Genomic DNA, 21113 nt, shown 5'->3' on the forward strand with positions numbered 1-21113 from the left:
TTACCAAGACCCGCTCCGGCGGGTTTTTTTATACCTGGAGAAAGGTAATGGCCCAAACATCCCGCCTCGTCATTGAGCTGGACAGCCGAGACGCCGAAGCAAAGGCGGCGGACACGCGAAAGGCGCTGGAGGCGCTGGAAGATGCGGGCCTGAGTATCCAGCCGGCACTGAACAAGGCCGGCGCTGGCATGGAAACAATGGGCAAGAGCGCTGAGAAAGCCACCAAGTCCATTGAGAATGAAGCGGATGAGCTTGAGCGTCTGCTCGGCCAGATTGACCCAGTCACTCGTCGTCTCGGGGAGCTGGATAAGCAAGAGCAGGAGCTGGCAAAGCATCGTAATGCCGCCGGGAGCAAGCTCGACAAGGCCACCTATGACGAGTACCAGGCCAAGATCAACCAGGCTCGCGCCGGTCTGACAAGGTTCGATGACTCGCTGACCCGCACCGGGATTACCGCCAAGCAGACAGCGGCAGCCCTGCGCGGTGTGCCGGCGCAATTCACCGACATCGCCACGTCGCTCCAGGGCGGCCAGGCTCCGCTTACCGTTCTTCTGCAACAGGGCGGCCAGCTAAAAGACATGTTCGGCGGCGTAGGACCTGCAGCCAAGGCGCTGAGTGGATACGTTGCTGGACTGATCAACCCATTCACTCTGGCCGGCGCCGCTGTCGCTGGTTTCACGCTGGCAGCCTACAAGGGCTATGAGCAGGCCGAGCAGTACCGGAAAACGCTAACCCAGACCGGTGGGGCGGCGGGTCGGACAGCTGACGACCTGATCGCGATGTCGAACGCCATTGCGGGCGGTCGTAACTTTGAAGAGGCCAGCCAGGCTGTTCTGGCGCTAGCCGAAAATGGCCGACTGACCGGCGAGGCGTTCGCCGAAGTGGCACGCGCGGCGACTGAAATGTCCGTGGCCACCGGCAAGAGCGTAGGCGATATCGCTGACCAGCTGTCGAGTACCAAGGGCAGCGTCACCGATCTGGCCGCGGAGTACAGCGATAAATACGGGGTCATTACTCAGGCCGTATTCGATCAGGTGCGCTCGCTGGAGCAGCAAGGCGACAAAATGGAAGCCGTGCGGGTTCTGGCCGGCGCAGTGGCTGACGAGATGGGCAAGCGCAACACCGAGATGGTCGAATCGACGCGCGGTCTGGCCAGGGCGTGGGATGGCGTCAAAACCAGCATTTCAGGGGCCTGGAACGAGCTGAAAGCCGGGCTATCTGCCAGCCCTGAGATGTTCAAGCTGCAACATTTGCAGGGGCAGCTTCAGGATGCGCAGGAGCTCGGCGACAAGGCCCTGATTGCCGGTTTGGAAAAGCAGGTGGCGCTGGCCCAGCAAGTGGTCGACGCCAAGACCCAGGCCGCCGAGAAAACTTCGGCAGAGCTGCAGGATCGCAAGGCGACCATCACCGCCGACAAGGCTTGGTTCGAGGATGGACTGAAGTACCGAACCAATCAGCAGAAGATGGAAAAGGATATCGCCGATGCCCGCGCCAAGGGCTTGGCCGCCAAGGTGTCCGAGGCTGATATTGAGCAGCGCATTGGTCAGATTCGGGATGAATACGCGAGCAAGGAGAAAAAGCCGACAGCGCCAAAGGCCTACACCGAAGACGCCGGCATGAAGGTTCTGGCTGCGGCGCGGCAGACCAATGCCGTGCTCACCCAGCAACTCGCGTCGATCAATGGCCAAGGCATCGCCACGGAGAAGGTCGGGGCTCAGGCCCAGGCGCTGATCAAGTGGGAGCAGCAACTCGCCGATATCAAGGGCAAGAAAACGCTCACCGCCGACCAGAAGTCCTTGCTGGCCAGCCAGGACCTGATCACTGCACAACTGAAGAAGAATGCCGGCCTTGAGCGTGAGGCTGAGATTCAGAGGGGCATCAAGCAGGCGAGCGACGATCAGGTCAAGCTTCTGACCCTAACCGGTCAGCTGCGCGAGGCGAATCGGTTGAAGTCCAGCCTGGACGATGCCGCGCAAATGGCTGAGTACGAGCGCCAGGGCAATACCGAGGCCGCCAAGCGCTTAGAAACGCTGATCAAGATCCGCGACATCAATCTGAACGCCGCGCAGAAGCCCGGGACAATTGAGGGGGTAACCAAGGCGCCGACCGCAACCGGGCTCGACCCCTCCATAGGCGGGGCTGACAGCGAGATCACTCGACTGAATGAAGAGTCGGCCAGGCTGGATCAGTGGAGGGCTACAGAGCTTGAAAAGCAAAAAGCCTATCTCGACCTCAAGGCGATCAATGAAGAGACCTACGCCGAGCGCGTAGCCAACATCAACAATCAGGCTGCCGAGAACCGGGCCAAGATCGAGCAGGCCAAAAACACGGCGATCATCAATCAGTCGTCGAGCTTTTTCGGGATCATGGCCACGCTGAGTCAGTCTGGGCACAGCAAGCTGGCCGCGATCGGAAAGGCGACAGCCATGGCCCAGGCCACAATCGACGGATACCTGGCCATCCAGAAAGCGCTCGCAGCATTCCCGCCACCGTTCAACTTTATCGCCGCTGGTGTGGTCGGCGTGGCCACTGCGGCCAACGTCGCCAACATTGCCGGCGTCGGATTCTCCAATGGCGGTTATACCGGCGCCGGCGGCGTTAACGATCCGGCGGGCACCGTCCACAAGGGCGAAATTGTCTGGTCGCAATCCGACATACGCAAGTTTGGCGGCGTTGCATCGGTGGAGGCGCTGCGCAATGGCAACGTGTCGGCTGGGCGCTCAGCGTCCGGCGGTAGCGGTTCGTCGGCGTCAGCCAGCAATGGCGTTCCGGCGCCTGAGCGGCCGCTTACGTTCAATCTCATCGAGGATGCCAGCCGAGCAGGGCAGGTCAGTCGTCGCCAACTCGGCGAACAGGATGTGATCGACATCTGCGTTGCCAACATTCGCGGTGAGAAAGAGCTGCACCAGGTAAACCAAGAGAAGTACGGTTTGCAGTCACAAGGTACCTAATTCGTTAACAGAGGGTCTCTTGCTAGGGGCCGCGTGGAGCCCCAATGAGCAACCCTATCAACATCGCCTATGCCTCAGTCGGCAAAGACCTGTTCGTCGATACGATCGAGGCAACCTGTTCCGCGTGGGCGACACCGATCCTCATCTGTTCCGGCTATGAAGATCGCGTCTGCGGAACAGAGGACGGGCGCACGCTCGTCTTTTTGGCGATGGCGGTGGAAGAAGCCCTGCCCGTGAGGGACAACAGCGGATACCAGAACCTGAACATTGCCTTGGACAACACCAACGGCAAGGTCCAGGCGGCAATTGAACAGGCGCGCGCAGCATCGTCGCGAATCGTTCTGACGAAGCGTCGATACCTCGAAAGCAATCTGACCTACCCGGCAGAGCGCTATCGGCTATCGGTGCTTAACCGGCAGTACGCCAACGACGTGGCCACGCTGACGTGCGGCATGTTCGACCTGCTGGGAACGGCTTTCCCACGCAACAAGCTGAATTCCTCCGTCGCGCCTGGACTGATCTTCATATGAAAGACATTGCGGATTACCTGTCGGCACCTTACCGGGACGGCGCGCGCGGGCCGTTGGCTTTCGACTGCTATGGCTTGGTCAACGCTGTGCGGCACGAGGTGTTCGGCCTGCCGCTGCTGCCATCGCTGGGCGGTGTCGGGCGATCCAAGTTGCGTGAGAACACCAAGGCCTATCGAGAGGTCAGCGCCGGCCTGGAAGAGTGTCTGCCAGAGCCTGGGGCAATTGCCTCGGCGCTGATTGGCGACTTCCTGGATCACGTCGGCGTGGTCGTGTACCTGGACGGCCAGCTGAAGGTGCTCGACACCAACCCGGGCGGCCCCCGCATTCGCACCGTGCGCGACTTCGAGGCACGCTATCAACGAGTGGTGTACTACCGATGACTGTAGAATTCTTCCCCAACAAAATGGCTGACGCGCAGCCGCTGGCCACGTTCACCACTGACCGTCGCATGACCCTGGAAGAGTGGCTGCTTGAGCAAACCCCGCTTTATAAGCGCGGCGAGGCTCAGCCGGTCAGCATCGCCATCAACGGCGAAATGATCGATGCGCGTCTGTGGCACAAGGTCAAGTTCCGGCCGGCCGATCATGTGCAGGTCTGGAACGAGCCGAAAGGTTCCGACCCGTTCACGATCACCGCCCTGCTGATCGTTGCCGCATTTGCCGCGACGAAGCTGCTCATGCCCAAGATGCCCGGGATGCCGTCCAACACTGGTGTCGCCCAAGGCAGCCCGCTTGATGAAGCCAGCGCCAAGGGCAATAAAGTCAAGCTCGGCGAGCTGATTCGCAACGTGGCCGGGCACCAGAAGGTGTATCCATCGTACCTGGCTGAGCCGCGCGACTGGTTTGCCGCGCCGCGCGAAAAGTGGGTGGAGATGCTGCTGTATGTCTCCGAAGGCATGGTTGAACTCAACAAGCTAAAAGTGGGCGAAACCCCGCTGATTTCCCTGGGCGCTGATGCTCAGGTGTCGATCTACGCCCCCGGTGCTGACGTGTCGGCCGATACCGCTTCGTGGTTGTGGTACACCGCCAAAGAGGTGGGCGCCAGCTCCAGCGGTACGTCAGGTTTGGAATTGACCATATCGACCAACATCACCCCGTCAGCCACTGCCTCGGCCTATCAGTTCAACGGAGATACGATTGCAATTCCGGCCGGCGCTGGCAGCTTCCCGACAGACTGGGAGACGGGCCTGGTTATCCGGGCGCTCGCTCCGTACACGTACACCGTGGTCGACGGAGGTTCGGGACGAGACATCGTGCAGGGTCCGCTGGAAATGCTCGCCCCGGTACCCGGCATGCTCATTGAGGTGGCCGGCGCCAACGCGGGCAGCTACGTCGTCAACAGCTTCACGCCGTATGTGCCAGCCGTGCCTCCGACCTCTGGGACCGCTTCGACGATTCTAGGATCGAGCATTCCGGCGCGCTATGACTTCGACGTGACGCCGCTGTCGGTCACTGTGACGCTGGGCGCCACGCCATATGCAGTCAACCTGACAACGGCAACGACTGACCTCGCCGGCCTGGTATCGGCATTCAACGCGGCCAAGGGTTCGGCGCCATTCCTGGCCAGCGCTTCATCTGGCCGCCTGCTGATCACTCAGTTCGGCACCTTTGGCGGCGAGAGCATGGTTGCTACCGGCGGCACCGATATCCTCGGCAGCAGCCCGATCAATACCACCGGTACGCCAGCCAGTGCCGGCACGCCCGAAGTTCCGGCGCAAATGACCCTGGATTACGACGGTGGCGCACCGGTTAATGGTCTGGCACTTGGTTCAGGTCTGGCCACCATCGGACCGCGCGGCCTACGCTACCGGATCACGGCGTTTAGCCCCTCGATCATGACAGTTGACCGGCTCACCGCGTCTGGTTCGGTTGATACCGGATGGATCGGATTCAACGCTATGGAAACCGTAAACGGCATGGTCAGCCTTGATCCATCCAGCCTGCAGGGCGGCTATCGCGGGCCGTACTCTTGCGCGCCAGAGGCGGAGAAGGTGATACGCATTGAGTGGACCGTGGCCTACAACCAGGGACTGATCGGTCTAGGCCGCAAGGGCGATGAATACGCGATCTACTCGCAGCATCAGTTCGAGTATCGCGACATGGATGTTGCCGGGGCGTGGACCGTGATCACGAAATCGGTCACGGGGCATTCGCGGGATGCGCAAGGCTTCACTTTTTGGGTCGATCTGCCGTACCCCATGCGGCCTGAATGCCGTATCAAACGCCTACCCAAGGGTGGCGGCTCCAACAGCAGCGAGTGGATCGATAGCCCGGCCTGGGAAAGCTTGCGCGGTTTGCGTCAGACGCGACCGACCAGCTACCCGGGCATGACCGTTATGTCCGTCAAGATTCGCGGAGGTGATCGACTGTCTGCGCAAGCGGAAAGTCAGGTCAACGGGGAGGCAACCCGCGTGCTGCCGGTTCGCTCGAGCGGGGTTTGGCAGGCGCCGGTAGCGACCCGCGGAATCGTGCCATGGTGCCTCAATGTGCTGAAGTCGCTGGGCTATGAAGACGGCGACATCGACCTGGCCGAATGGGATCGGCTGGACCTGGTATTCAATGCTGCCGGCCAGTACTACGACGAGACCATCGATGACAGCAGCACCGCCAAGGATCGCCTCAACGATGCGCTGGCCTGCGGCTTTGCCGAGCTGACCATCAAGAACGGCCTGGTCAGCCTGGTGCGTGACGAGCCTCGGGCGATATTTGATATCACCTACGGACCGAAGACGCAGACCTACAGCCCCCAAAACATGACCAAGAAGCTCAGCATAGCCGGGCCGCTGACTTCGCCAAACGACGTTGACGGCGTGGATGTCGAGTACTACTCGAACATCACCTGGGCCTGGGAGACGGTGCCGTGCCGTTGGCCCGGTGATGCCGGCAACAAGGTCGAGAAGGTCAAGCTGCCTGGCGTGGGCGACAAGAATCGCGCCTATCAGTTCGGCATGCGCCGTCGCGGTCACCAGAAGTTCCGACAGGACACCTACAACTGGGAAACCGAATTGGCCGGCATGAACAGCGGCTACCTGAGCTTCTGCGCGGTGGCCAGCGATACCCCTGGGCAATGCCAGAGCGCCGAGCTTGTCAGTGTTACGGCGGTTGCCGGGGGCTTCCTGCTGGAGTCGTCAGAGCCGATCGACTGGTCAGTGCCTGAGATCTACAAAGTCGGCATCAGTCGTGCTGATGGCTCTCTCTCGGGTCCCTACCAGGGCACCGCAATCGACGAATACCACGTCCAGGTCGCCGATCTCGACTTTGTGCCCGACACCAGCATGAACGGGAACATGAAGCTTCCTCAGCTGCTGATCGGGCCGGTTTCGAAGTGGGCCTACCCGGTGCTCGTCACGCGCTCCGACCCATCCAACGGCAACGTCGCACTCAAGGGCATGCCCTATGACGCCCGCGTTTACACCTACGACAGCGCTCCGGCGCCATAAGGACGGCAAATGATCCAGTACCCGGAAGGCCTGCCGTATCCGCTGCGCGAAGGCTACGACATGAACACGACGGGCCCGGCCGCTCACACACCACTGGCGAACGGGCAGATCATATCGCGCAGACGGTTCAGCAATGTTCCGACCTTTCCGTCAGTCACCTGGGAAATGGACGACGGCCAGGCGCAGCTTTTCATGGCCTGGCACCAGTACACCCTTAACGAAGGTGTTGAGTGGTTTGACTGCCCGCTCAAGACGCCGATCGGCATAGATAGCTATCAAGCCAAATTCAAAGAGATGTACAGCGGGCCAACGCTGGTCGGCATTTCCCGCTGGCGCTTCAGGGCCGTCCTGCAACTGCTCAAGCGCCCAATCATCGACAAGGACTGGCTGCTGTATGCGCCGGAATACGTGCTGCATTCCAACATCTTCGACAGAGCGATGAATCAGGAGTGGCCTCGCCACTTCGACGATTGAACACCCTTCGACGGCCGGCCACGGTATTCATGAACACACGACACTACCACCGGTATACTGCCGGCCTTTCCCGTTTCAAGGTTTGGTCGTCATGGTTAATCGCCGGAATTTACTAAAACTCAGCGCCCTCGGTACCGCATCTTTCGCGGCGCCGCTGGCGTACTCTGCGAGCAAGATAACCATGGCCTATAACACCGGCAATCCACCAGGCTCCGCTTCTCCGAAGGACTTGTTTGATAACGCCGAGGATCTTGATTACCTCATGACCGGGAGCGGTGTCTCTCATCCAAATCGCCTGGGTGTGTCGCTCAAGTCGTGGAAGGGGATGGAGGTTGAGCATAATTCTGCCCAAGCGCGGCGTGAGTCAGAGTTTGATGTCGATCAAGCTCGCCGAGGGGAGCAGTTCAACGCATTCATGGATGCCAGCGGCTACGAGCCACCAGTTCCATATGGCGCTGGAATTTTGCTCGACCGTACAACCAAGACCGTTACTTATCTGGGAAATGAATACCGTGCTCGCGGCTCCTTCATTCCGCTCACAACCAGCAACTGGTCGTCCGACGAATCCAAGCTGAAGCTGATAGGTGATGATTCCCTTCGCCAAGAATCAGCAAACTTCACCGATCCGTTGAAAGGTGCGGCCCTGATAGGTCGCGCAACTCGACAAATCAACACAATGGCAGAGTTGATGGTCGTTCCGGGTCGTTATCATGGCGATCGTATTCACCTCACCGCTTACCGAGATGGCTGGGCTTCGCTCGCAAACCCCGGCTACGTTGGCGAGGGCGGTTTCAAATGGAGCGCCACATCCACTACCACGGCCAATCCCGGAACTGTCATAGCCGTTACCGGGGTGCCAGTCGGAAGGTGGCTGCGAGAAGTTCCTAACGGTGAGCTGCTCGGTGAAATGTTCGGAGCTTATTGGGACGGCATTACGGATAGCTGGGCGGCTATCCAAGCCATGCTAGATGAAGGGACAGCATCTAAACGAAACACAGGCCTAACGGGCCGAACATTTGTCATAACGCAGTCCCTGGTTCTCCGGACTTTCTCGGTTACGATGGCTGGTTCTTATCAATTTCAGGGGGTAGTAGATTTCCAAGGTCGCAACGCTAACACGACGCGCCTGCGCTACCCGGCTATCTCGAACGCGCCTGCTCTCATTGTCGAAAACATCGTCGGGCAGCACTATTCTCCGTTGAAAGGGGAGATTGGCAGCCGCATGACTTTCGAGGGCAGTGCAACCTCTTGGGGTATCGAATATCGCGGAGTTGGCCAGCTCAATACGAGCGGGACCATATTCTCGACTAATCGTTATGGACAGGTTTTCCACAACAAAGATGCCGGACAGTACACGGAGTTCGTGACATCTCGCGATTGCCGCTACACCCGTTACTGCCTTACCAAGTGGCGCATGATGAAGACCAATGGCGACGACAGCATGCACGGGCACTCATGGGAAAGTTGCACTTGGGAGCAAGACCCTGGTCAGCCGGCGTTTGTGGTAGAAAACAATTGCATTTGGTATCACGCAAGGTTGAAAGGCACCTACTTTTCCAACGGTGAAACCACGATGTTCCTAAACAATAATTCCAATGTGCGATACGTGGCTGACTGTCACCTTGAACTGAGCTACGAGGCCAGCACCAATCATCGCGCTATCCTTTGTGACGCTCCATTCATTAACCGAGGGCTGTACTTTACTGGGAATATTCGCTCGCTTCAAAAGCCCGTGATTCTGAAAAAGGCGTATCAGATCACTGCTCTGCATCGCGATCCACTTAGCACGACTTTGAACAATCCGACGTTTGCGCCGCGGTCTTTCGAGATAAAGCCATCCGTCGATGGATACATGGATATGACCGATCTGGTCGCCGAGATTGCTCGTTGGGGTGGCTGCATCATGGAGGTGATGTATTCCAGTACTAACAACATCGGGAATCATTTCTACAGTGATGTTCTGGCGATCGGGCCATCTGGCAACTTCAACCCTGAAGCCGGCTCCCCCACTTTAGTTGCACGACTTTTGGCGAAGAATAACGCGAACCACGGTCCTGCGGCTTATTCCTACATTGGAACGAGTTACCAAGTCAGGATGACAAACGCCAACTTCACCATAGCCAATGGTTCGCGCGCGAGCGTCACACTAACCCCGATTGGCAATACGTGGGGACTTACCCCTGACAACAATATGATTAATGGCTAAGGGCGAAAGAAAACAGCCCGCTCTAGAGCGGGCCTTGCTGTGTCATTACCTGATTTTTTTCCTGTGCGAAGGTTTGTTAAGTCCACTCATCAGGGTTGCTTTGTTTCCAGTCCGTTAAAGCGGACACCAAGGTGTATTTATAGGTGTAACCGGTTTCTAGTAAAAATGTAGGGAGGATATTGTTAGATCTTCTAAGTTTCTCGATCCTGATTGGACTGAATGGGTGCTTTATTCCCAATGGTCGGGTGATCGTATCAATGCACTGAGCAATGAATAGCAATACTCTGAATGGCACAGAAGGAATATACCTTTTTATATTGGCTACCTTACACACTGAGTCAACATATTCTTCTATAGAAGGGCCGGGATTCATAGTCATGTTGAACAGGGAAAAATTTGATTGTTTCTCTTGTTGGCGTGTTAAAACCCATAGCATTGCTATGCATAATTCTTTTACGTACGTCCCTGCTTTCCTAGTTGTGCGGTTGCCGGTGTAGAAGAAGTACCTGTTCAAAACCGATTTGATAAGGCGAGAAACGTTTCCTCCTTCGTTCGGACCGAATACCACGCCGGGCCGAACGATCACGAGGTGCCGCCGTTGTGGATCTGCGGCAAGCCAACTCTGATGTACTTTTTCAGCTACAAGCTTTGAACTGCCGTACGCAGTCGTCGGGGTCGGCAGCGATCGCTCGTCTTTTGATTGCTCGCTGGGGCCGTACGGCGAAATTGAGCTAGTGAAAATTACATTTCGGCAATCTACTGTGGCAGTCCACGAGCATACGTGTTCGGCACCTAGCAGATTTGTTTCGTAATACTCGAAGTCTTCATGCCCAGGTTCGCGATGAATAGCGGCGAAATTTGCCACTAAGTAAATATCTTCGTCTGGAGTCCAGTTTATAGGCTTCCTAACATCGCCATTGATCTCTACGATTTGCGGTTGCTCTGCGATTAAGACTTTCCGGTACGGGAAAGGTTTTTGATCTATCTGTTCTTTGTCGTAAAGGTAAACTTTCTCTACTGTTTTTGATTCAATAAGATAATTTGCAAAAAAAGTACCAATGAAGCCGGAGCCTCCAAAGATCACCGCGCAATTCATATTTTTCCTTAAATAATATTGTGTGTGGCAGTTAATTGGTGGTCGGCAACGCCATAGTTTATGCCAGATTTCATCGCTCGCGAAAGGTGCCGCACCTCTTTCGGGGGAAAGCCTACCCCGGGAAGTGCTAGTTGAAGCGACATTGCCATCCTACGAACCCGCCACCGCGCGGGTTTTTTACGCCTGGAGAAAAGTATGACCAATGCCGAAAAAGAACGAGACATCCTCGCCCGTACGCTTTGGGGCGAAGCCCGCGGCGAAAGCCTCGCCGGACAGATCGCCGTGGCCTGGACCATCCGCAACCGTGTATTAGATGGCAAGCCCAAGTCATGGTGGGGCGAGGGCTACGTCGGCGTGTGCCAGAAACCGTACCAGTTCAGCTGCTGGAATAAGAACGATCCGAACTACACCTTCCTGAGCGGCGTGAAGCCGATCCCATTCCGAGAGTTTGCTCAAGCGCAGATTGCCGCTGACCAGGTTCTGGCCGGTAAGGTGCCTGATCCAACCGGAGGTGCGACCCACTACTACGCCACCACCATGCCAAAGCCACCGACCTGGGCGAAGGGCGCCAAGCAGACGCTGAAGCTCGGTCGTCACATCTTTTTCAAGGACGTTCCGTGAGCATCGGCGCCATGACCTACATTTCAGGTCGTAAAAATTAACATGCGCTCAATAGGGGTTTTGTTCTCTCCTCCATCCCTGAATGTTTGAAGACGGGATTGCCAGCGATGCGGCAGCGGGTAGCTACTGCGATAGGTTGCTTGTGTTCGGTTGGCAGGACACCGAAGGAGGGGGGTGGGGTTCGGCCAATTTTTGAGCCAATGACTGCGTATTGAGGCGCAATAGGGAGGTGGAAGCCCCAGTAAACGGGCAACTTAAGGTGCCAGTTTGTAGTGGTGGCAGTATGCTATTTATTGATACACTAGCGGTTTGAAGTTTAGAGATCCTTTCGGTGCTAAAAATCAGGACTTGGGTCAAACTGTATGTCAGATGGTTCAGGATGCAGCCTTTCGAACGCTGGGCTGGAGTTATAACTTCCGCTTATCTTTCGTTGTTTTTAGCAATTATCATTGCTCGCGGCGGCGAGGTATTTTCATTGCCGTTGAATGAGTTGGGGGATTTTGCTGCAGGTGTGTTTGCACCACTTGCGTTTCTTTGGCTAGTACTTGGCTACCGACAGCAAGGAAAAGAGTTGAGGGAGAGTTCTGTTGCGCTTCGAACTCAGTCCGAAGAGTTAAAGAAGTCAGTGACGTTGCAGGCTGAAGCGAACGCACGGAACGATAAATTACATGATCCGATTTTAGATATGGTTTCTTTAGGCAAAGATCAAAATAATCCCGAGTGTGATAATTTCAAAATTATCAACGAAAAAAATACTTGCTATAATGTAACCATAAGATTTGAATCGTCAGAAGGTGGCGACAGCGGTGAGGAAATTATCGGTACGTTATTGGAGGGGAGTGGGAGAATCTTTAAATCGTACAAGAATTTTGATAATAAATATTCCGTTGTTTTTATAAATTACACTCGTCTTACAGGTACGTGTGGCAGTCAAACGTTTATGTTAACCGGCATTCTTCGAGGATGTACGGATAAAATTATTTTGAGTAAATGGATTGGGGGCTGATCTGAGGGCGTAGTCCCCAATCGCTACATCTCTCATCCAGCATGTTGCAATTGCGAAGAAATGCCAGCAGTTCGTCCCTGCGCAGCTGGCGGCGACACAGATCTGCGACCGAGCGTTTGCTTTCACCAGCGGTTGGTTGACGCCGGACTGGACCAAGGCCCTGTTCGCCAGCCGAACCGCGATAATTGCTCAGGGTGCATTCCCGCGTTTCCCGTACCAGCGCTTGGTCGTGGCGTTCGTCATCGGTCAAGGCCAAATCCTGCACCCAGCGCTACTGGTTGGGGGCGGCGATGAATTCAGGCTGGAGCAGCGGCGGCAGTTCTGGCACGGTATCGGGGGTGGATCAGCGAGGGGGCGGATTGGCTTGCTCGACCTCGGCTTCGATAGGCGCACGCGAGGGGTCGCTGTTCACGCCATTGGCGAGAAGGCGGCCGGCGCGCTGAATGATTCGACCATCGATAAACTCTGTGTGATCTTCGATTCAGCGCCTGAAGATCGGCTGAAAGCTCTGGCCCCAACTTAGAACAAGCCGTTTTCCTCAGTCGGCTTGATAAGGTCAGCCCCCTGATTGCGCACGTTGCCGATCGAGCGGCCCACCTTGAACCACTCGACCGCATCGGTCGGTTCTCCTTGGATCAGCACCATGTGCTCGGCAGACTCTTTTGGAGTGGCCGGGCCCAACCATTCCCTTGGGGTTGAGTGTCACTGGCCGTCGGCCGTAGATGCCTGCCATCTCACCAGCGCTGTCGGCGAAGAAATGTCAGGCTTCGTCATTCCGGCGTCATCAGTACGGCCAGCGTCATTTTGATAAATTCTTCGTTCTTGTCGATAGATTCCAGGGCGCCGCGCACGTTGTCGGCGACGTCGGCCGATCCGCGTTGCTCGACCCAGTTCGATAGCTCCATGATGGCGGCTTCAAGGGCAAGCTGGTTTTCGTGAATTTTGAAGAGCAGGGAAGGGAGCAGGTCTGAGTTGGGCATCGCGATTCCTCTATAGATGAGGGAAAGCGTAGTAGTCGCGGTCAGTTTCGGCATGGATGTGTTCGATCGGCAGAACGCCGGAATGCAGGGACCTTCTCGTCGAAAGCCTGTAGGGACTTTTGCGGGGAAACGTAAATCACGGTTAAGCACGGTACGGCATCGATTGCAGTGGGCGCCGTTCCAAAGGGCTGATCTGTAAAGCTTTTTAGCTCCCCTGCAAGCATGGGGTGCTAGGGGTCGAGTGTTCGAATCACTCCGTCCCGACCATTATTCCTGAGTAAAATCAGACACTTAAGCCGATCAGATGGATCGGCTTTTTTGTGCCTGCACAAAACCAATCGCGTTCTGTAGCCAGGCTGGCGCCTTTTCCCTGATCGCTTTAAGACCTTCGACGGTATGGCGTTTGCGCTGTTTCTTCTCGATGCGATTGATCGTGCTGGCGGCCGGGATGTCCGGGCACAGCCCCCTTGCCGCGGTGTGGTTGAAAATATCGATCAGCAGTCCCAAAACGAGTGATGCAATCAGCGTCGAAGGCGAACCTTCTCCCAGCTGCGATCAACGTAAAACGACCCCGTATCACCCCGAAGGGAATAAAGCGTTGCTCTGAAGAAGGCTGTCCCGCGTGAACAGTTCAGCCCACGCAGTTTTTGGTAAGCCCATTTCCATCCGTGCTTAGGTTCGGTGCTCATACTTTGCCCTGGTCAGTATCATCCATTCCCTGATGGTAGCTCGGGGGGTATGGATGTCCAACTATCGATTTCAAGCGTCAAAAGTCCGTCCTGGAGCGATTCTTTTTTTCTAACAATCTGTGCTGAGTAAACAAGTAGCTGAGGTATGCCCCAGGCCTGCCAAGAGCGGGCTTTTTTACGCCCGGTGAAACATATGACCGAAACTGAAAGAGATAGCGATATCCTCGCGCGTACACTCTGGGGGAAGCCGTGGCGAATCGCTCACAGGTCATAACGAGGCTAGTGCGGCCTCGCTATGGCTGTGCATTGATAGGCGGGTTGCCGAGCGATCAGGGTGACAATGCCTTGAGGTCGAAGGTTGTTGCGCCTGGCAAGGTTGGCCACGTGTGTGGACCTTCCATGATCTCTTGCGGGGTCAGCAGACAGGCGTCCAATTGCCGCTTCAAAATATCCAGGTCGATACCCTGGCCGATGAAGACTATTTCCTGTCGGCAATCCCCGGTGATCTCGTCCCATTTGGCCATTATCCCTTCGCGGCGATAGTCATCCTGAGGCCATTGCGATTGCGCAATGAATGTCCACCAGCGCCCGACATAGTCCCAACGAAATTGCCCGCCACTTTGCACCAGCATGCCAATGTCCAGATGCCGACTGGCAACCCAGAAGTAGCCTTTGCAACGCAGTAGCCGCCCGTTTTGCCACGGCCGCTGCAGGAACTCCAGCAGACGTTGCGGATGGAATGGCGCACGCTCCTGATACACCCACGAAGCAATTCCATAGGTGTCCGACTCGGGAGGACGATCGTCACTCGATTCCAGGCTTTTCATCCAGCCGGGTGACTGCACCAGACTCGGCAAATCGAAGCGACCGGTGTCGAGGATCTTCGACAGATCGACGGCACCGTAGGTCATGGGCAGAATTTCGGCCTGCGGATTGAGGCCCGCGAGAACGGCGCTCAGTTCCAGAAAGCCTTTCTCGCCTATCAGGTCCAGCCGGCTGACGAGGATGACGTTGGCGTACTCCACCTGTTCGATCAGCAGATCGGACAAGTGGCGTAATGGCGTGCCCGTTTCGTCCTCGTCGCCGACCGTGTCCCGGGAGGTCAGCAGCGCCTGGAAGTTGCTGCCATCGACAACGGTGACCAAGGTGTCGAGCCGCGCCAGTTCGCTCAAGCTGAAGCCTTGCGAATCGAGGAAGGCGAAAGTCTCGGCGACCGGCATCGGTTCGGAGATTCCGGTGGACTCGATCAGCAGGTAATCGAAGCGCTGCTGACGCGCCAGCAGGCTGATCTGCTCAAGCAGATCAGCGCGTAGCGTGCAGCAGATGCAGCCGTTGCTCATCTCGACCAGTTCATCGCTACCGCGGTGCAGCGACACGTTGCGTGCCACGTCCTCGGCGTCGATGTTGACTTCGCTCATGTCGTTGACGATGACCGCCACCCGCATGCCTGCGCGGTTGCGCAGGATGTGGTTGAGCAGGGTCGTCTTGCCGGAGCCGAGGAAGCCCGAAAGGACCGTCACCGGCAACCGGCCCGATAGGGCCCCGTCAATCATGCGGCCACCGTTTTCGCGTCGACGGCCTTGTCCAGGTAGCTTTCGAACAGGTCGACGACCACCAGGCCATCGTCCGCGGCATCACCCCACAGGTCCTTTACCTGGAATTCAACGTGATAGGTCGGCTGATGCGCCGCGCTCAAATCGCCGTGACCGATGGCATCCGGGAACGGCCATTTTTCCGAGGTGCGGTGTCGGACGATGCCTTCCTTGCCGCGTACATAGGCCGGCATGCGTATGTGGCCGGCCACGTATTCGTCGCGAACCACTACCCGGTCGCCAACTTCAAATGGCGGACGACCGGTGATGGCGGGGCGGCCCTTGTCGTGGGAAGGGTTGGCCAATTTGAAGGGTGAACCCAGCGCCTGATCGAGTTCGTCCTGGGTAATAACGCCGGTTTCGACCAGCAAGGTGGCCGTGGCAATGACGTAGCGTTCGTAATATTGCGTGCCAACGTGCTGGCGGACATCAAGTCGTTCGACGGCGTGACGGATTTCGTCGACGCTGAATTTTTTCAACTGGTCGGCGCCGATAAACATCAGGCTATAAGCCAGGTGCTCCCATTCCTGTTTGAATACTTGCTTGTAATCCTGGCTATTGATGACATGGGGAACCTTGCCAAAGCCTTGAAAACCGCCGAGATCGTGAAAGCCATCCATAATAGAAATCTCCGAAAATTAGTAGATGAAGAGTCTTTTGGGTCAACGTACGCGGGGCAGGGCAACCCCGATCAGCACGTCCTTGGTCACCAGTTTCTGAAGCTCTTCTTCACTCATGTGCTCGGAGCCTTTGGGCCTTAAGGGCAGTACCAGGTAGCGGCTTTCTGCGCTGGTATCCCAGACTTTGACGACCACATCGCTTGGTAACTCTGTGCCCATCTCACGCAGCACGGTGCGTCCTTCACGAACCAGGCGTGCCCGGAACTCAAAACCCTTGTACCACTCCGGCGGCAACCCCAGGACCGGCCAGTTGGTGCAGGAGCACAGGCTGCAGACGATGACATTTTTCAGCTGGGGCAAATCCTCCAGGGCGACGATGTATTCGCCTTGCGGACCGGTGAAACCGAACTGCGCACACGCTGCGGTGCCGTCTTTGAGCAACAGCTCCCGGAACTGCGGATCGACCCACGCCTTGGCGACTACACAGGCGCCGTTTTCCGGACTCCATTGGTGCACCATCAATTCGGTTAGCTGTTCGATATAGCCCTCTGGAATCAGCTCTTTGTCTTTCATGACCTTGAACAAGGCCCAGGCCCGCTCGCTGGGCGTCGAAGTGGATGCTGGGGATACAGTGGCGCTCATGGTGTAACTCCTCATCGGTTTAAAACGGTCAAAAAAAGTGAAGAACAGCCCCCGGTTTTTTATTGATGTCCGGGAGGTCGGGTGAGGTGGGCTTACAACGTCTTCCAGTCGACAGTGGCCTCGAACGCTGCCGCCGCCTGGTAAATCGTGCCTTCGGCATAGTGCTTGCCAACGAACATCAGCCCGACGGGCAGGCCGTCCACCAGACCACACGGGATCGACATGGCCGGATGGCCGGTAATGTCTTGCGGCGCGGTGTTGCCGATCATTTCCAGCGCACGGGCCACGTACTCGGTGATCGAACAATCGGGTTCTGGGTGAGGCTGGGCAATGATCGGCACGGTCGGCATGACCAGAAGGTCATAGGTTTCCAGTGCCTTGTCGTAACCGGCCCGGGCGAAGCGCGCGATGTTCTGAGCCTTGGCGTAGAAGCGACCGTTGTAATGTTCCAGGCCGTATTGGCCGACGAACATGCACAGCTTGAGCGACGCGGACAATGCGTCCGCTTGTTCGCGCCAACCGGCCTGTTTATCCAGCAGGCCGACGTCATAGAGGCCTTTCCAGTTAAAGCCTGCGCCATTGCCATGCATCATCTGCATGGTCAGGCCTTCGCAGCCGATGGGGTGCCACAGCGAACCCGCCAGGTTGTGCTCGGGGACGGAGACTTCCTCGACGCGAGCGCCCAGGACCTCAAGCCGGGCGATGGCGCTGCGCACCTTGTCGGCAACACGTGGATCCTGATTGGCCAGCTGGAAGCCTTCCTGCAGGATGCCGATCCGCAGCCCGCTCACACCTCGCTCCAGATAATCGCAGTAGGCGTCGACCTGAGGAGCGGCCTGGCGAGGGTCGAGTCCGTCGGCACCGGCCATGACTTCCAGCATCAGTGCGTTGTCACGCACGTTGCGGGTGATGGGACCGACATGGTCGATGGTGGCTTCGATCGCCATGATGCCGGTGTAAGGCACCAAACCGTGAGTCGGCTTCATACCATAGGTGCCGCAGAACGCTGAAGGGATGCGGATGGATCCACCCTGATCACCGCCAACCGCCAGGTCCACCTCGCCGGCTGCTACTAACGCAGCGCTGCCCGAGGAGGATCCGCCAGCAGCGAAACCGTGCCGATACGGGTTATGTACGGGCGCCGGATCAGACGTGTGGCTGCCACCGGAGAGGCAGTAGTGTTCACAGGTCGCCTTGCCCAGAATGGTGACCCCGTCGTCCAGCAAACGGGTGACCACGGTAGCGTCGAATTTCGGTACGAAGCCTTCCAGTGGGGTGGCGCCGTTCATCATCGGGACACCGGCCAGGGAGATGTTGTCCTTGAGCGCAACAGTCTTGCCAGCAAGTTTGCCCTCACGGGCGCCATTCACCTCAGTCCTGTAATACCAGGCATTGAGCAGGTTTTGCGAGTTTGACGGGCGGTAGCCCGAACTGCGGTCGTAGCGCACCGGCGGGGTGAAATCCGGCAACTCGTCGACCAGGTCATATGCATCGAAACTTGGCTGCATAAGTGCCAGGTATTCCGCTGCCTGCTCGTGGGTCAGCTGCATATTCAGCCGGCCAGCGATGTCCTGCAGTTGGTCGAGGGTAGGGCGAACAATGGCCATGATTTTCCTATTCTTTTTGTCTGTGATCGACGACGGTTCAGCCCGTACGGAAGCGTTCGATGGTGTTCGCAAACACCTCGCGCCGGGTACCTGGAGCGACATCAATCGATGTGGGTAACAGGGTTCAAGTTAGGCATCCCTCTCGACATTTGCTTGGCCGAGAAGGACAGCCACTTGGTTGAAAAGGACAACCTGCCGAGCGTGGTGTGCTCAGAACACTTTCAAGACGCGCAGGTTCAGGCGTGCGCCTTCCTTGAAGCCTTGTTCGACCTCAATGTCGGTGCCGATCTGGGCCTGAATCTGCAGCGTGGGCTCGATGAAGTGCGTGACGGTGAAACGCCCATAGGAGGTGGAGACCCCGTCGTGCTGATCGACCCCGTTGACGGTGGTCGCCGAGCCGGTGATGTAGCCGCCGCCAACGGCGAAGGTGGTGCTCGGCGTCCAGTTGTAGCGCACGGCGGTCTGGTACTCGTAACGGGTGTTTTCTTCCAGCTTCGCCCCGGTCGGGCCGAAGTCATTGTTGGCCGACACCCATGAGGCTTCAGCCACCGTGTCCAGCGCCCATTTCGGGGAGAAATGGTGGATGTACGCCGCCTGTAGCGTGGCGCGCCAGCGGTTCTCGCCGAGGTTCAGGGCATCGTTTTTATCGTAGCTCCCCACCGGAAAGGACAGGTAGGGTGCCAAAGCGAAGATGTCCTTGTTCGCGGTGGGCAGCGTCCACTTTAGCGGCGCGGTGATGATCGGGTCGCCGATGCCGCGGGTATCGCCCAAGGCACCGATATCTCCCGAGGCGTTCATCTGGCCGAAAGGCAACAGAATCTGCGGTTCCCATGAGAGGTTTTCTGACAAGCCGATGGCGTGCACATATCGCAGGATGCCGATGTCCGAACTGAGCCTGGCGTCGTCGGAGACCTTGTGGCCGTTCTGGTACAGATCCGAGCGGTCGGCGTGCTGGTAGTAGAGCAACAAGGCGTTGGCGCCAGCCGGCAAAGGTTCGAAATCACCGGGAGCTACCTCGATGGCCTGGCTTTTGACAAAGGGCAGCATGCACAGCACGAGTAAAGAGTGACTCAACTTCATGATCGATTTCCTGACAAAAGGGCCCCCAACCCCATCCGCTAGAGATGGAGGGCCAAAAGATGTTTGGGAGGTCTGTGTCAGGGCGGATCCGGATCAAGACCGCCCATGGACGCCGGGTAGCGTCAGACGTCAGGTTTCAGGGATCACCGCGTCACGCAACATGCCGGTCTGCGGGTGGCAGTTGATGTACTCGAACACTTGGTCCTTGGCGTCGGATACCGAGACTTCGTGATAGAGCCGTAGCTTCGACAGGCTGGTGGCCACGCGAAAGAAGGTCACGAATATCCGCAGATGGGTCGGATGGGATTCGGCCCAGCGCTCGAGTTTTTCCAGGGAGCGCCAGTGACCGATGTTGTAGCTCAGGTTCAGAAAGTTGCCGTCCAGGTCGATATAGTTCACGAAGCGATTGCTGTAGCAACCCAGGTCCTTGCCATTGTCACGCAGGAAGTCCATACCCGCCTGCAGCGTCGGCAGAATTTCGTTGAGATAGAGCGATCGTTCTTCTTCGCCGGCATCCGCCCAGTCCTGGCCGGAGCGGATCAGTGCGACATTGTCGTGGCCTTGCACGACCACGCGCCCACCTGTGGCCGGGTCGCCGGCGATGACCGTCAGTTCACCGGAAGGAGCCATCCAGTCGGTCTGGGAAATCGGGAAGCGGTCACGCATCGATCCCCAGTAACCGTGTTCTTCGATGTCGTCACTGATGGTGTCCATCACGGCGCCAACGCCGGGCAACTCATCGCGAAAGCCATACAGTGTCTCGAACTGCTCGGCCCTCGGCGCGACAATTTCCCGAAAGTAACCGAGACCGTCGCTCAGGCGATCCTGCGAGGACCACCATTCGATTACCTCAGGCGTGCGCAGCCAACGGCAATATGCGGCGGGGTCTTTCCAGTAACCGACGATCATCAGGTTGTCGTAACCGCTGTTGTCGGTGTGGTGGGTCAGGTCATGGCTCAGAGGGCCATCGGGCAAACTCAGGCTGGCGGCAATGTGGCGCATCGCGTGCAGAGCTGCTTCACGCTGGTTCTCCCCGCGGTATTGCACACCCCAATACCCCATCACCACTTGTTCCACTCGCTCATCGGCGCGTGCGACCCACATGGGGAAGGGGGGTTGGTATTCATCGGGGACGCGACGAGACAACGTCCGTGGGCATTTGAGGTGCTTATCGATCGCAGATTCCATGGTGGGCTCCTTGGTTTTATTGTTGGTATGCGGTTATCTGTTCAACGTTTCGACGGGCGCGGGTACCTGGAGGTTGGCGCAACCAGTCGACGCCGCAGCGCCAGAGTCCCCAGCTCTAACAGGTAGGTGGCGAACTCTTCAGGTGCCAAGTCGCGCATCTGCAAAAGCCAGGATGAATCGGACTGTCGTTGCTGCTGCTCTGGCAGATGCATGGGACACCTCATCAGTTGTGGTTGGAGGGGCACGGTGTGGGGTAGAAGTTAGGCGGGGACGGCGCAGTACGCTTGGCTCGTACGGACAACCGTTTGGCTAGAAAGGACAGGCTCTGAAAACAGGAATACGATGCGCTGAATGGGTGCGCGCACTCCGTCAGGCGGCGAATGCATGCATCG

General features: G+C 57.4%; 17 protein-coding genes and 1 pseudogene. 8 read left to right on the forward strand and 10 right to left on the reverse strand.

The annotated features are described in order from the left end of the window. Positions 1-47: 47 nt before the first annotated feature. From Q8X48_RS13220 to Q8X48_RS13245, 6 genes are all read left to right on the forward strand, one after another. On the forward strand, positions 48-2951 hold the full coding sequence (locus tag Q8X48_RS13220) for a phage tail length tape measure family protein (protein WP_407800334.1): 2904 nt from the start codon (positions 48-50) through the stop codon (positions 2949-2951). 44 nt (positions 2952-2995) lie between these two features. After that, positions 2996-3481 (forward strand): DUF1833 family protein, encoded by a 486-nt coding sequence (locus Q8X48_RS13225; RefSeq protein WP_407800336.1) that lies wholly within the window; start codon positions 2996-2998, stop codon positions 3479-3481. Then, entirely contained in the window at positions 3478-3861 is a 384-nt protein-coding gene (locus Q8X48_RS13230) for a hypothetical protein (protein WP_407800337.1), read from the forward strand. Before Q8X48_RS13225 ends, Q8X48_RS13230 begins: the two co-directional genes overlap by 4 nt. After that, on the forward strand, positions 3858-6920 hold the full coding sequence (locus Q8X48_RS13235; protein ID WP_407800339.1) for a host specificity factor TipJ family phage tail protein: 3063 nt from the start codon (positions 3858-3860) through the stop codon (positions 6918-6920). Before Q8X48_RS13230 ends, Q8X48_RS13235 begins: the two co-directional genes overlap by 4 nt. Before the next feature lie 9 nt (positions 6921-6929). Continuing rightward, positions 6930-7394, forward strand: coding sequence for a hypothetical protein (locus tag Q8X48_RS13240; RefSeq protein ID WP_407800340.1), 465 nt, complete (start codon positions 6930-6932; stop codon positions 7392-7394). Positions 7395-7485: 91 nt separating this feature from the next. Beyond that, positions 7486-9600 carry a hypothetical protein gene (locus Q8X48_RS13245; protein ID WP_407800341.1) on the forward strand — a complete coding sequence of 705 codons (2115 nt, stop codon included), beginning with the start codon at positions 7486-7488 and terminating at the stop codon, positions 9598-9600. Between the two features lie 76 nt (positions 9601-9676). Here the strand turns inward: Q8X48_RS13245 and Q8X48_RS13250 are convergent, their stop codons facing one another. Beyond that, on the reverse strand, positions 9677-10696 hold the full coding sequence (locus Q8X48_RS13250; protein WP_407800343.1) for an NAD-dependent epimerase/dehydratase family protein: 1020 nt from the start codon (positions 10694-10696) through the stop codon (positions 9677-9679). A 195-nt stretch (positions 10697-10891) separates the two neighbouring features. Between Q8X48_RS13250 and Q8X48_RS13255 the strand changes: the two genes are divergently transcribed. Together Q8X48_RS13255 and Q8X48_RS13260 are read left to right on the forward strand one after the other, a co-directional pair. Beyond that, the gene (locus tag Q8X48_RS13255) at positions 10892-11317 is read left to right on the forward strand and encodes a cell wall hydrolase (protein WP_407800345.1); all 426 of its coding nucleotides are present in this window, start codon (positions 10892-10894) and stop codon (positions 11315-11317) included. Positions 11318-11696: 379 nt separating this feature from the next. Continuing rightward, complete coding sequence (locus tag Q8X48_RS13260; RefSeq protein WP_407800346.1) at positions 11697-12323, forward strand: hypothetical protein; 627 nt, start codon at positions 11697-11699, stop codon at positions 12321-12323. A gap of 519 nt (positions 12324-12842) precedes the next feature. Here Q8X48_RS13260 and Q8X48_RS13265 read toward each other — a convergent pair. The 9 genes and pseudogenes from Q8X48_RS13265 to oxdA all read right to left on the reverse strand — a co-directional run bounded on the left by Q8X48_RS13265 (position 12843) and on the right by oxdA (position 20721). Continuing rightward, positions 12843-12968 carry a hypothetical protein gene (locus Q8X48_RS13265; RefSeq protein WP_407800347.1) on the reverse strand — a complete coding sequence of 42 codons (126 nt, stop codon included), beginning with the start codon at positions 12966-12968 and terminating at the stop codon, positions 12843-12845. 125 nt (positions 12969-13093) lie between these two features. Next, entirely contained in the window at positions 13094-13303 is a 210-nt protein-coding gene (locus Q8X48_RS13270; RefSeq protein WP_407800386.1) for a hypothetical protein, read from the reverse strand. Between the two features lie 303 nt (positions 13304-13606). After that, a pseudogene (locus tag Q8X48_RS13275) lies at positions 13607-13804 on the reverse strand (integrase); the annotation flags it as partial. Positions 13805-14321: 517 nt separating this feature from the next. After that, positions 14322-15545: a GTP-binding protein gene (locus Q8X48_RS13280; RefSeq protein WP_407800348.1), complete on the reverse strand. Its 1224-nt coding sequence runs from the start codon at positions 15543-15545 to the stop codon at positions 14322-14324. After that, entirely contained in the window at positions 15542-16204 is a 663-nt protein-coding gene (gene nthB, locus Q8X48_RS13285; protein ID WP_095965363.1) for a nitrile hydratase subunit beta, read from the reverse strand. Before nthB ends, Q8X48_RS13280 begins: the two co-directional genes overlap by 4 nt. A 42-nt stretch (positions 16205-16246) precedes the next feature. Continuing rightward, complete coding sequence (nthA, locus tag Q8X48_RS13290; protein ID WP_407800351.1) at positions 16247-16846, reverse strand: nitrile hydratase subunit alpha; 600 nt, start codon at positions 16844-16846, stop codon at positions 16247-16249. Positions 16847-16938: 92 nt separating this feature from the next. Beyond that, positions 16939-18453 carry an amidase gene (locus tag Q8X48_RS13295; RefSeq protein ID WP_407800352.1) on the reverse strand — a complete coding sequence of 505 codons (1515 nt, stop codon included), beginning with the start codon at positions 18451-18453 and terminating at the stop codon, positions 16939-16941. 210 nt (positions 18454-18663) lie between these two features. Next, positions 18664-19533, reverse strand: a complete 870-nt coding sequence (locus Q8X48_RS13300; RefSeq protein ID WP_407800353.1) for a transporter — start codon at positions 19531-19533, stop codon at positions 18664-18666. A gap of 129 nt (positions 19534-19662) precedes the next feature. Continuing rightward, positions 19663-20721, reverse strand: coding sequence for an aliphatic aldoxime dehydratase (oxdA, locus tag Q8X48_RS13305; RefSeq protein WP_126050589.1), 1059 nt, complete (start codon positions 20719-20721; stop codon positions 19663-19665). Positions 20722-21113: the final 392 nt, after the last annotated feature.

Source organism: Pseudomonas sp. QLc11A (assembly GCF_052112305.1).
Taxonomy (GTDB): Bacteria; Pseudomonadota; Gammaproteobacteria; order Pseudomonadales; family Pseudomonadaceae; genus Aquipseudomonas; species Aquipseudomonas laurylsulfatiphila.